The 12483-nt window shown below is 56.5% G+C and carries 8 protein-coding genes; 1 reads left to right on the forward strand and 7 read right to left on the reverse strand.

Annotation, left to right across the window (positions count from 1 at the left end; genetic code table 11):
* Positions 1-158: 158 nt before the first annotated feature.
* The 7 genes from KO088_RS06785 to KO088_RS06815 form a co-directional block, all read right to left on the reverse strand.
* Positions 159-1355 (reverse strand): MFS transporter, encoded by a 1197-nt coding sequence (locus KO088_RS06785; protein ID WP_215494110.1) that lies wholly within the window; start codon positions 1353-1355, stop codon positions 159-161.
* Positions 1356-1964: 609 nt separating this feature from the next.
* On the reverse strand, positions 1965-3380 hold the full coding sequence (gene cobJ / locus KO088_RS06790; RefSeq protein WP_215494111.1) for a precorrin-3B C(17)-methyltransferase: 1416 nt from the start codon (positions 3378-3380) through the stop codon (positions 1965-1967).
* 83 nt (positions 3381-3463) lie between these two features.
* Positions 3464-4825: an MATE family efflux transporter gene (locus tag KO088_RS06795; RefSeq protein WP_215494112.1), complete on the reverse strand. Its 1362-nt coding sequence runs from the start codon at positions 4823-4825 to the stop codon at positions 3464-3466.
* A gap of 1 nt (position 4826) precedes the next feature.
* Complete coding sequence (locus KO088_RS06800) at positions 4827-6296, reverse strand: potassium/proton antiporter (protein ID WP_215494113.1); 1470 nt, start codon at positions 6294-6296, stop codon at positions 4827-4829.
* A gap of 287 nt (positions 6297-6583) precedes the next feature.
* Positions 6584-7954: an alpha/beta hydrolase family protein gene (locus tag KO088_RS06805; protein WP_215494114.1), complete on the reverse strand. Its 1371-nt coding sequence runs from the start codon at positions 7952-7954 to the stop codon at positions 6584-6586.
* A 15-nt stretch (positions 7955-7969) separates the two neighbouring features.
* Positions 7970-8947 carry a leucine-rich repeat domain-containing protein gene (locus KO088_RS06810; protein WP_215494115.1) on the reverse strand — a complete coding sequence of 326 codons (978 nt, stop codon included), beginning with the start codon at positions 8945-8947 and terminating at the stop codon, positions 7970-7972.
* Positions 8948-9065: 118 nt separating this feature from the next.
* Positions 9066-9962: a leucine-rich repeat domain-containing protein gene (locus KO088_RS06815; protein ID WP_215494116.1), complete on the reverse strand. Its 897-nt coding sequence runs from the start codon at positions 9960-9962 to the stop codon at positions 9066-9068.
* Positions 9963-11103: 1141 nt separating this feature from the next.
* Here KO088_RS06815 and KO088_RS06820 point away from each other — a divergent pair.
* Complete coding sequence (locus KO088_RS06820; protein ID WP_215494117.1) at positions 11104-12456, forward strand: Na(+)-translocating NADH-quinone reductase subunit A; 1353 nt, start codon at positions 11104-11106, stop codon at positions 12454-12456.
* The last annotated feature ends 27 nt before the right edge of the window (positions 12457-12483 follow it).

The following is a 12483-nucleotide window of genomic DNA, read 5'->3' on the forward strand; positions in this document are numbered from 1 at the left end:
AAGGGTGGCAAGCGAGGGACTATTGTATCCGCTTCGAGGGGAGTGGAAGGCGTAGCTATACCGATATACGTATGCGGCTGCACCGAGTGCTCGGTGCAGCCGCATGTGTATGTAGAGGGCATCTTATAGAGATTTCGCGACTGAGGGAAGGCTGGTCGCTATCTCAGCTTATGCCCCTTAAAGGCGTAGAAGAGAATATAGATGAAGCTGATGAAGCAGATGCTATACGCATATCGGATATCTGAGATATCCTTGATAAGGCCAAATAGGACGGTGATGACAGCCCCACCGATAAGACCCATCGTCAATAGGGATGAACCCTGCTTGGTGTACTTGCCCAGATCCATAAGCGCCAAAGGCCAAAACGCAGGCCACATCAGCGAGCAGCCTAATGCCATGATGCCCACAGAGTAGATGCTATAAACTCCAGGAAGCACTACTACGAGAGCAGTCCCTACGAGTGCCACGAAAGAGCATATCTGTAGGGCTTTGGTTTGCGAGAGGTACTTCGGGATCAGGATAATACCCAGTATATACCCAATGCTGATACTAATAGGAGTGATCCATGAATAGGTCTCTGGATGGGGGAGACTTAATTCCTGTGCATAGTCTATAAGTGTCCCTAAGACGATGGTCTCCGAGCCTACGTAGAAGAATATGGCGATCGCTCCGAGTACAAGATGAGGAAACTGGAAGACTGAGCTCTTACTATTGGCATAGCTCGATACTTCTGAGTCAGCAGCATCATTGTCTTCTCCAGCAGCCTTCACTTCGGGCAGTGGCGATATGAGTGCGACGATCCCTAAGATCACGAAGAGTCCGATGATCACAAGGAAGGGTTTGCTGAGGTCTTCCAGACCAACACTACCACCACTACTGGCAAAGAGAGCGATAAATAATGGAGATACAGGCCAAGCTAGCTTGTTGATCATCCCCATGATTGAGATTCGCTTTGCCGCACTCTCTGTAGGCCCCAGAATGGTGACATACGGATTTATCGCAGCCTGCAAGAACGTGTTAGCCATCCCGCAAATAAAGGAGGCTAAGAGGAATATTACGAAGCTCTTGGCTTCTGCGGACAAGATGAACACGCCAAATGCTATCGCGAACATAGCGAAAGCTGATGCCATCGTGCGCTTATAGCCGATCTTACTGATCAGCAGTCCTGCTGGATAACCAAAGATCAGGAAGGGTAAGAATGTCGCCCCGATGAGCATATAGGCTTCCATTGACGAGACGCTTAGCGATACCTTCAATACAGGTACGAGTAGGGAGTTGATCCCTAAGGCAAACCCACATGTAAAGAACATGAAGGCAAGAAATACCATCGGTACGATGAACTTATTTTCTTTCATATGAGGGGGATATTTTGGCTTTCGTGTTGTCAAGTCACGCAAATAAAAAGCAGTAGTTTGACTTGTAGCTACTGCAAATGTAACTAAAATATTTTAAAATTTTATCTGTGCTCCTGAGATTTGTAGTGTTTTCAGGGTGCTTTATTAAAATAAACTTACGGGCTAACGGCTATATATTCGTATGTCTTGAGGCTGCTTGCGGTGGCATTTCCCCTTGGTCGGATCACTGGGAGGGAAGTGATCCCAAAGCATAAGTGCAAGCACTTGAGGTACTCGTGCGTGCTGCACTTCGATAGAGCAGGAGCTGTGAAGGAGCGCGGGAAAAGGTGCGAGGCTGTACAGGGAAAGGTGCGGAGGAGTATGGGGAAACCTTCGTCTATGTGCGTGGCCATAAAATCTACGTGCGTGGATATTAGGAGTGACGTGTATGGATGATAAATCTACGTACGTGGACGGAGAAAAAGCACTACGAGGTGCAAACTATTTCCCGTGAAGGGGAGCGCTTGTCTTCGTATTGGATGGGAGGCAAAGTAGTATAGATACAAAGAATGCGGCTGCACCGAGTGCTCGGTACAGCCGCATACGTGTATGGGGAGTGTGCGGGACGACTTAGACGTCACGGCCAGGGCGCAGGGCCTCGGCGTCGTCCAGCGTGAGGATGGAGTTGACCAGCGTGGCAGCGAGGTTGCTACCGCCCTTGCGGCCTTCGACGATGATCTTGGGGATGTCCTTGAAGACCTTCGCCATATACTTCGACTCGCGTACCTGCACGAAGCCGACGGGTGCGACGACCATACCCGTAGGCTGGGCCTTACCGCGACGGATGAGGTCGCAGAGCTCGATGATGGCGGTGGGGGCATTACCCACGGCGAAGAGTGCATTGGGATGCTCCTCGACGGCGAGACGGATACCTGCCTGCGAGCGTGTGATACCCTTCAGGTCGGCAAGCTCCTTCGTGCGAGGATCGTTGAGGTAGCACTTGACCTGCAGGCCAAGACGCTCCAGCATGCCCTTGCGGATACCCGAAGCTACCATGGTGACATCGGTGATGATGGTGTCGAACTTCCCGTCGAGCATCGCCTGATAGATGCTGGATACCGCACCAGGGTCGGAGTAGAGGATCTTCTCCATGTCGAAGTCCGCCGTGGTGTGGATCGAGTGGATGAGTGCCCACTTGTGGTCGAGGGGGATGTTGGGGTTCGCCAGCTCGCTATTGATCGTGCGGAAGCTCTCGATCATGATCGCCTGACCGATCTTCGCATCCTTGTCGAGCGTACCTTCGTCATAGTAGCCACGAGGGGTGATGAAGTGCCCGTCGAAGCTGTAGCTCTGCGTATTGCCGATGATCACGACGGTGAACATGTCGAGCTCCTCGGGATCGAACTCTGCGAGCGTGGTGAGCTTGACGACCTGCTCCTCACGACCCGCCTGACGGACATAGCCGATGGGTGTGTCGGGGCTACGGTGCTGGGCGAAGATCTCCAGCAGGCGGTAGATCTGCCAGTAGCGGCCTTGGCTCTTGGGGTTGTAGATGGCGGTGATGAAGTCGCCTGCTGCGGCAGCCTCGATGCGCTTCTCGATACGAAGCCAAGGCGTCATCAGGTCGGAGAGCGAGATGATACACAGGTCATGGCCGATGGGGCAGCCGAGCAGAGCGGCGGCCTTCTGGAAGGCGCTGATGCCAGGGAGTACCTCTACCTCGACTTGATCCGTGATGCCCTTCTCGCGCATCATCTCATAGATCAGGGGCGACATACCGTAGATGCCTGCATCGCCCGAGGAGATGACGCAGACGGTCTTGCCCTCGAGGGCGTAGCGGAAGGCCTCTTCGGCGCGCTGACGCTCAGCCTTCATCCCGCTGTCGATACACAGGGCATCGGGGCGGACATAGTCCTTGATAAAGCGGAAGTAATACTTGTATCCGACGATCACATCAGAGGCCTGCACGGCTTGGAGTACGGCGGGGGTGATATCCTCGGGGCTACCAGGACCGATGCCAGCGACGATGATCTTATTCTTTTTCATCTAAAATAGGGGTACTTGAATAATAAGTGGAGAGGTAAGATACCTGCAGTTGAATAGTTTTGGATTTCTATCACAAAGATAGTCTATTTCAGCCTATAAGTATAGGAGGAATGGCGAGTATCATGCACTTCTTGGCTGAGCGCTCGGATGCGACGCATGCCTAGGTAGTACTCGATGAAGCTTCGGACGAGGAGGTAGTTGAGGAAGGCGAACCAGAGCATGGTGCCACTACCGATGGTGGCGATGCTCTCCGCAACGATGAAGTACGACATCGCGCCACCAGCTACCCCGATGCTCATGCTCTTGCTGTCTGTCGCACCGACTAAGATCCCGTCCCAGAGGAAGGCGAGGTAGGAGAATATCGGTACGGCTGCCATCAGGAAGCTATCGCTGAGAGCGAGCTTAAGCACCTCTTGCTTGTCGGTGAGGAGCTCGAGGAGGGGGCGGGGGAAGAGGGCGTAGAGGATACTCGTGATGAGGGCGACGACGAAGCCTACCTGCAGTGTGATGCGGATGATCAGTCGTAGGTGTCCGAACTTACGCCCGCCAATAGCTTCGCCTACGAGGGCTTCGGCGGCATAGGCCAGCCCGTCCATGAAGTAGGAGAAGAGCGTGAAGAGCTGCATCAGCAGGCTGTTGGCAGCCAGCCTCGTCACGCCGATAGCGCCCCCATAGCGGATGAAGGAGAGCATCACCGCCTGCAAGAGAAGCGTGCGGATGAGGAGGTACTTCCCGATATGGAAGTAGCGAACGAGTGTCTCGGGGTGCCAGAGGTACTCCCTGGTGAGGTGGCGGAGGATACGCCCTTCGTAGCGCAGGCCACCGAGCGCGAGGAGTAGGACGGCCGTGTACTGCGCGAGCACCGTGCCCAGTGCCAAGCCCCCGACGCCCATCCCTGCGGGGAAGGCGAGGAGGTAGCTGAAGAGGATGTTCAGCAGGTTGCAGGCGATGCTCACGCTCATGACGAGCTTCATCCGCTGTACGCCGATGAGCCAGCCATTATACACGTAGAGTAGGAGGGCTGCAGGTGCGCCGAGGAAGGAGTAATGGAGGTAGGTCTGCGCCTCGGGGAGGTGCATGTCGGCGCCTGCCTGTAGGAGTTCGGCTGCGGGAGCGACATAGAGCGGGCGCAGGAGGATGAGGAGTAGGCCAACGACGAGCGCGATGATCGAGCCTGAGGTGAGCTGACGCAGCAGGGCGCGCACGTCACATGCGCCCCAAGCCTGCGCTGTAAAGCCCGTCGTACCCATACGCAGCAGGCTCCAGATGCCGATGACGAACTGGGTGATAGCGGCGCCGATGGCTACCGCTGCGATGCTGTCGGCTGTGGCCATACGCCCCGCCATCGCCGTATCGGCGAGCATGAGGAGCGGTACGGTGACGTTGGAGAGGATGTTGGGTAGCGCGAGGCCCCAGATACGGCGCAGGATGTCGGAGGGCTTCACTTTAGGCGCTCTGTTCGGTATTTTGCTCGAAGACAATCAGAAGGATGTCACCGACTTCGAGCTCGAGCTTGCCCTTGGGGACCATATAGTTCTCACCACGGCGCACGAGGATCACGAGCTCTTCCTCCTTGAGGTCCAGCTCCATGAGCTTATTGCCCTCACGGAGCATCTTGCCCGTGACGGTGCGCTCGACCATCTTTGCTCCCGTATATTGGGGGATCTCGACGCCGAAGTGGCTGACCTTGACCTTGACCTCTTCGTCGAGACCGAGGAAGCGCGCCACGGCAGGCAAGGTGCTCCCCTGGATGAGCAGCGAGAGGAGGGTGATGACGTAGACGATGTTGAAGAGCGTCTCAGCGCCCTCTACCTGACTCATCATCGGGTAGGTGGCGAAGATGATCGGCACGGCGCCACGCAGGCCCACCCATGAGAGGAAGAAGCGCCCGCGCATGCTGATGCGTGGGAAGAAGATGAGGCTGAGTTGGACCGCCAGCGGACGTGCCACGAAGATCATGAAGAGGCCCGCCAGCACGGCAAAGCCTGTGATGGGGAGCAGGCTCTTAGCATCGACGAAGAGCCCGAGGATGATGAAGAGCGAGATCTGTAGGAGCCACGTCAGCCCATCGACGAAGGTCTCGATACTCTTCTTGTGTACGAGCTTCTTGTTCCCCACGAGCACACCCATAATATAGACGGCGAGGTAGCCATTGCCATGCAGGAGCGAGGTGGCGGAGAAGGTGAGGAAGACGAAGCACAGGAGGAGAATGGGGTAGAGTGCTCCGTTGCCGATGTTGGCCTTATTAATCAGGAGGGGAGTGATGTAGCCAGAGAGATACCCCATCAGACCACCGACGGAGAACTGCAGTACGAAGGTCACGAGGATGCTTGTCCATGAGCCGTCCGTACCCCCTGTGATGAACTGGATCAGAGCGATGGTGAGCATGTAGGCCATCGGGTCATTACTACCACTCTCGAGCTCGAGGATGGGTCGTAGGCCTTCCTTGAGGTGCATATTCTTCGAGCGCAGCAGGGCGAAGACCGAGGCGGAGTCAGTACTCGACATCGTCGCTGCCAGCAGAAGGGCGATGGGGAAGGTGAAGTGTACGGGCGCCCAGCCCAAGAGGTCCATACCATAGAAGAAGCCCCCGAGACAGAGCGTCGTCAAGATGACGCCTACCGTAGAGAGCATGATCCCCGGGCCGAGGACGGTGCGCATCTCCTTGAGCTTCGTCTCGAAGCCCCCGAAGAAGAGGATGACCGTCAGGGCGATCATCCCGACGAACTGCGTCTTGTTCGTGTCGTTGTATTGGATCCCGAGGCCCGCACTGCCGAAGAGCATCCCTGTGATGAGGAAGAGGAGCAGGGCAGGCACCCCAAAGCGCGTGCCCACCTTACCGGCGATGATACCGGCGAGCATCAGGAAGGATCCTACGAGGAGATACGGTTCGAAGGCTACTGGAGCATGATCCATAGGCGTATATAATGGGATGAGGACGGGAGTGAGTAGAGCTGTGGGTCATCGGCCTAAACAAAGATACAGAAATCTCGGCAGTCTTCGGTCGCCCGACCCGCATAGAAGTCGCTGTACATCAGCCCTCGCCCGAGCCTTGGTAGCTGATAAAAGCCCCGATCTCCGCTCCTCTACTGCCGTCCTCATCGCGTATGAAGCAAGCAGAGCCCCCCGACGGCATCCGTAGGACGCTGTCGGGGGGCTCTTTCGTCGATAGCTTGCTCTGTGGACTGCTTGATTGAGCGGCCTTAGAGCGGTATCATGACCTTGGCGGGGAAGATGCGCTTGGGGTCACCGAAGCGTGCGATAGCCTCGGCCATCACCCCCTTGTTGGGGCGTAGCACCTCCGAGAAGATGACCCGCCCATTGTGCTTGACGACGACGGGCTTAGTGAAGTCCACATGATCGACATATAGGGTCAGCGAGCCTTGGGCTGTACCACGCAGGAGCTTGGTCTCCACGTCGAAGCTATTGCCCTCATGCCGTACGTCGAGGTGCAGACGGGCATCGCTGCTGTGCTTGATCCCGCCGAAGCCGAGGTAATAGACCCCGTCAGAGAATCCGTCGTCGATATTGTAGTAGGTGTAGCTTAGATGCTTGGGGTACACGCGTCGCTTGTGCTCCGAGAGCCATGGAGGCATCGTCAGATAGGGGATGGTGTGCCCGTGACCAGCGATGATATTCGCCTCGTGGACGAAGTCTTCTGTATTAGCCTTGGCGAGTTCGCTGAGCTTGTCGCGCCAGTCCATCGCGTTGAGGATGCGGTCGTACTCATAGTCACGCTCCCCGACATCGAAGCGGAAGGCTACGTTGCGCAGGTTCTCTGCGAGCTCGAGACTCTCGATAGCGGCAGCCAGAGGGCCGACCGCTGCGAAGTAGTCGGGCATGAAGAGTCCGAGGCGGAAGGAGCCGTAGCCCCCCTCCGATATGCCCGTGAGGTAGACTCGGTCGGGGTCTGCATCGCCTCGGAGTACGGCGAGCTGGTAGGCACGGCGGAAGGCGGTGCGCTGTGGAGCGTAGTGCCATCTGCCCTTGCGGTCGTCCGCCATACGGGGGACGAAGTAGAGGGCGGGGCTATTGGCATAGCGATCAGTGAAGGACATGAGGGTGTACCACTCCTGCTCGTTGATCTCCGAAGTCCATGGCCCAGGCTCCGCGGGGTAGCGCCCGCCACCATGGAGGTTGATGAAGAGCGGATAGCCACTGGCCGGCTTAGCTCCTTTGGCGAAGAGGCGGAGCTGCATCTCTTCGCCTTGGGGGATCTTCCAGACGAGAGCGTTGGGGGAGTTCAGTGACCACGGCTGTGTGGCGAGGCGGTCGGCATTGGCCTTGCGCCAGAGCTCCCATAGCTGCTCCTGCATCGCTCCGTAGCCCTCGGCTGTGCTGTACTCCTTGTAGCAGGCCTCGGGGGCTTCTTGTGGGGTAGCGACATCGATCTGCTGGCGCAGGTAGTCTACGATAGCTGCGTCACTCGTCGTGGTGGTCCCGCGCTGGGTGCCATCATTCGGCTCACTCTTCGACTTCTCCCCGCTACACCCCCATAGTAGTCCGAGGGCTATGATGGGGAGTAGGAGGGTGGAGAGCTTGGGGCGGAGGGGTGAGGTGTGTGCTGTGCGCATAGGCGGGGTGGTCGCTTAGTATTCCTCAAAGCGACTGGCCTTGTCAGCGGACCACTGCCACTTCTCGAGGAAGCTCTCAGTCTTCCCCTTGGGGACACGGATGACGCACTTACGCTGTCCGTCAGCTTCCCACACGACGGAGGCAAAGGGGCTCAGTGTCTGGCCGTTCTTACCCTTCGGTAGGGCGGGAGCTTCACCGAGGAAGGTAATGCGCTCGAGCTGTACACATTCGGCGAAGGCATCTTCCTGGATCTCGGTCACAGCTGCGGGGATGTCGATGCTCTTGAGGCTCTTGCAGAAGTAGAAGCAACGCGCGGGGATGACCTTGATCTTGCTGGGTAGGGTGATGGACTCCATCTTGTTGTTGTTCCAGAAGGCATTGGCGAGGATGACCTCTACCGACTCGGGGAGCGTGATCTTCTTGGCTCGCTCGTTGAAGAGAGCGCCACCGAAGATGCGCAGCTTGTCCCCAGGGAAGATGATCTCCTCGGCACGGGTGTAGCTGAACCATCCATCGGCTGTGCGGCGTAGCGTCGCGGGAGCGATGATTTTCTTCAGGCTCTTATTGTCCTTGAGTCCGTACTCATCATCACCGATGCCGAAGGCTACACGGCTGATGTCCAGCTCCTCGAGAGCCTTCATTTGGTAGCGGATGAAGTCGCAGTCGGCTTGGTTGATAGCGCCCGAGGTGAGGAGTAGGATGCGCACCTTCGAGAGGTCTTTGCCCTTGAGAGCTGCCTCCAGGCCGCCAGCCTGTGGCACGGCGATGCGGACCTCGCCCTCGCGTAGAGCAGGGAGATTCTCTTTGGGGTCGGCAGGCGTAGGTGTCACGGGCGTGCCTGGCTTCGTGGTGGCTCCCGTAGAGCCGTCGGTATGTGGGTCTTTCTTCCCGTCCGTCTTCTCCGTCTTGGGGGTGTCGGTGCTGCAGGCCGTGAATGCCGCATAGGGGAGGAGAGCTATTGCGAAGAGGGGAAGGAGCTTCTTGTGGTTCATATCTGAGTTGTTGTATGGTGGTAGGTACGCCCTTCTCACAGCGCTCCCTCATCCCCTCGCTTAGCTTGGGGTGTGGATGCAGGCTGTGAGAAGGGCGCTTGCTGATAGGGGATGCTGCTTATTCTGCCTCGACGAAGTACTTAGCTACGCGGCTTTTGGGTGACCAGTTGAGTGCCTTGAGGTAGGCGTCCTTCGTACCCTTCGGTACGGTGAACGTGGGCTCGATCGAGTAGTCGAATTCCTCAAAGGCGTTTTCGTCAAGGTCGTTGGTGGTGAAGGTAGGAGCGGGGCAGAGGAAGGTGATCTCCTTGAGCTGTGCACAGCCCGTGAAGACGTTGTCCTTGATCTCCGTCACGCTCGTGGGGATGGTGAGCTTCGTCAGACGACGGCAGCCCTTGAAGGCTTCGGTGGGGATGCTCTTGAGGCTGGTGGAGAGTGTGATGCTCTCGAAGTTGCTATTGGCGAAGGCTGCTGCACCGATCTCCTCTACGGAGTTGGGCAGGGTGATGCTCTTGAGCTTCTCGTTGTACACGGCACCACCGAAGCTCTTGAGCTTATTGCCTGGGAAGATGATCTCTGTGGCTAAGGTATTGGAGAACCAGTCCTTCTGCGTCTTCTCGATATCTGCAGGGGCGGTGATTTTCTTGAGTGTGCTATTGCCGTAGAAGCCCTTATCCTCGTCTCCGAGACGGAGGGTGGCAGCGCTCAGGTCGATCGCTTCGATCTTGAGGCTCTTGGTCACGTAGTCTAAGTCGGCTTGGTTTAGGGCGCCAGAGCGGACGGTGAGCTTGGTGAGCTGCTCCAGATCTTGACCCTTCAGAGCTGCCTCCAAGCCCCCTGGCTGAGCGACAGCTACGCGGGCCTCGCCTGGGGCTGCTGGCTCTTCGGGTTGTACTACGGGTGTCGTGGGCTGAGCAGGCTTCTGCTCTTGTCGTGGGGTCTCCTTGTCGCAGGAGCTAATCAATATCCCTGCTGCTACGAAGCAGGTGAGGGCTGCTAATCTCTGAAATTTCATCACGTCAGTGGTTAGGATGGGTGAATTATGATTGGAGGTTGACAGGGGCTTTTGCCCTGAAAAACGCCGCAAATATATGCCCTTTCACAGGATTGAATTTGGGCGGTAGGTAGCCTCGCATATCGTCGGTGTGATCTGGAAATCATCTGTATTATAGTGCGTTGTGTGAGAATCTGCGCTGAGCTGTGCTTTGCTGAGAGGTGAAATCACGGAGAAAAAATACATAATTGTAGGTAGGTTTGCAGTGCAAAATACCGACTTTATCGCCCGCTCTTATGGTGCTGGGGACGTGCTTTGGAGTAGAGGTGTGCGCTTCGGACTCGTGGAGGGAGGATGTGCGAACCTATATTGGTCGGCGGGCTGACCTATATTGCTTCGCTGCGCGACCTATAGGAGACTGTTGCGGTAGAGTCCTGTCCTCTATTTAGAGCGCTAAGGCATCGCACGCCCAGCTCCCCGATATGCCCCTCCGAAGAGATACGCAAGCCCTTCGCCTTATCGCGCGTATTCCTCTTATCCAGCGGAGGAAAAAACATCGTTCTCGTAAAGAAAAAAGCGCCTTCACGTAGTGGTATTCTTCTATCTATGCACGTAGTCTTAAAGACCAGGCACGCAAATCCAAATATCCACGTACGTAGATATTAGAGCCACGTACGTAGTCCAAACTTATCTGCCACTCGTCCGTAACTTTTATCCCTATGCGGAGCAACAACCCAATATAGGTCACTTCACAAAGCTATACGGAATCAGTCCAAAGCTATATAGCTTTCTTCGTCATCCTATATAGCTCGACCCACGCACCTATATAGGTCAGCCCGCCGACCAATATAGGTTCATTTATCGACCTCGGGTGGAGCCTGCGATGGCCTTCGAGGGAAGGGAGCGGGTAGCGGGCTGTAGGAGGGGGTGTCCGACGTCAGGGGAGCTTCTCTTGAAGAGGAGGTCTGTGGGTGAGTGCCTATAATAATGTACGCGCGCGAGGCTGTGAGGAACGCCGAAGATGGGGAGTTATGCATACCCTCTTCGCTTGTTGTGGGGATGTGGTGGGGCGCTGCCTCCCTTATTATAGGTAGAGTATGGCAAAGAATGTGTACTTTTGTACCCAAATAATTTAACTAAACAAATCATCAAATCACGTGTTATGCCGAACATTATCACGATAAAGAAGGGCCTCACGCTGAATCTGAAGGGAAAGGCCGCTGAGACGCAACTCGCAGCAGCCCAGCGCACGGAGAGCTATGCCGTCGTCCCCGATGATTACATCGGCTTCGTCCCTAAAGTGATCGTTCACCCAGGCGACAAGGTGCTGGCAGGCGATGCTCTGCTGTGCCACAAGGGTGCGCCTGAGCTGTGCTTGACCTCGCCTGTCAGTGGCGAAGTCATCGCTGTCAATCGCGGTGCCAAGCGCAAGGTCCTGAGCGTCGAAGTACGCCCCGATGCGACGACGGAGTACAAGTCCTTCGCCACGGCTGGGGTCGAAAAGATGCAGCGCTCTGAGGTACTTGCTCTCCTCCTGGAGAGTGGTATGTTCAGCTTCTTCAAGCAGCGTCCCTACGACCGTCTGGCTAATCCTCTGACTGAGCCCCGTGACATCTTCGTCACGGCGAACTTCACCGCTCCCCTTGCTCCCCGCTTCAGCTATCTGGCTCAGGGTCACGAGGACGAGCTACAGCTGGCTCTCACCGCTCTCACCAAGCTTACCACGGGTAAGGTCTACCTCGGTGTCGCTCCTGGCGAACTGACGGGTGTGACGGGTGTCGAGCGCGTCGAAGTCCGCGGGCCACACCCCGCAGGTCTGGTCGGTACGCTGATCAACCACACGGCGCCTATCAACAAGGAAGAGACCGTCTGGACGCTCAAGGCCAGCGATCTTCTTGTGATCGGCCGCTTCCTCAAGACCGGTAAGGTCGACTTCTCCCGCACCATCGCTCTCACGGGCTCCGAAGCCAAGGAGACGGGCTATCTGACCGTCCTGCCTGGTGCCCGCTTCACCGAAGCCCTCGCAGGCCGTCTCGGTAAGAAGGGTGAGCATGAGCGCATCATCGAGGGGGATGTCTTCTCCGGTATCAAGGTCGATGAAGAGCACGACCGCATGAGCTACTCTATTGACCAGATCACGATCATCCCCGAGGGGGACGACGTGCACGAGGTCTTTGGCTGGGCTCTGCCTCGTCTCAACCAGTACAGCCACAGCCGCTCTTACTTCTCTTGGCTTATGCCTAAGAAGGAGTATGTGCTCGATGCCCGTGTCAAGGGTGGTCGCCGAGCTATGATCATGAGTGGCGAGTACGACCGTGTCTTCCCTATGGATATCTATCCTGAGTTCCTCCTGAAGAGCATCATCGCCTTCAACATCAACGATATGGAGGCTCGCGGTATCTATGAGGTGGCTCCCGAAGACTTCTCTGTCTGCGAATTCGTCGACACGTCCAAGATACCTCTCCAGCAGATCGTACGTCAGGGTCTGGATGAGCTGTACAAGGAAATGAACTAATAGAAGGTTTCACTCATTAAAAGGACA

It is taken from the genome of Porphyromonas bobii (genome assembly GCF_943169685.1).
Taxonomy (GTDB): Bacteria; Bacteroidota; Bacteroidia; order Bacteroidales; family Porphyromonadaceae; genus Porphyromonas; species Porphyromonas pasteri.

Bases quoted from the DNA above. Each gene is read 5' to 3' on its own strand.
- KO088_RS06785 (WP_215494110.1), bottom strand. From the start codon at position 1,355: ATGAAAGAAAATAAGTTCATCGTACCGATGGTATTTCTTGCCTTCATG.
- cobJ (WP_215494111.1), bottom strand. From the start codon at position 3,380: ATGAAAAAGAATAAGATCATCGTCGCTGGCATCGGTCCTGGTAGCCCC.
- KO088_RS06800 (WP_215494113.1), bottom strand. From the start codon at position 6,296: ATGGATCATGCTCCAGTAGCCTTCGAACCGTATCTCCTCGTAGGATCC.
- KO088_RS06805 (WP_215494114.1), bottom strand. From the start codon at position 7,954: ATGCGCACAGCACACACCTCACCCCTCCGCCCCAAGCTCTCCACCCTC.
- KO088_RS06810 (WP_215494115.1), bottom strand. From the start codon at position 8,947: ATGAACCACAAGAAGCTCCTTCCCCTCTTCGCAATAGCTCTCCTCCCC.
- KO088_RS06815 (WP_215494116.1), bottom strand. From the start codon at position 9,962: ATGAAATTTCAGAGATTAGCAGCCCTCACCTGCTTCGTAGCAGCAGGG.
- KO088_RS06820 (WP_215494117.1), top strand. From the start codon at position 11,104: ATGCCGAACATTATCACGATAAAGAAGGGCCTCACGCTGAATCTGAAG.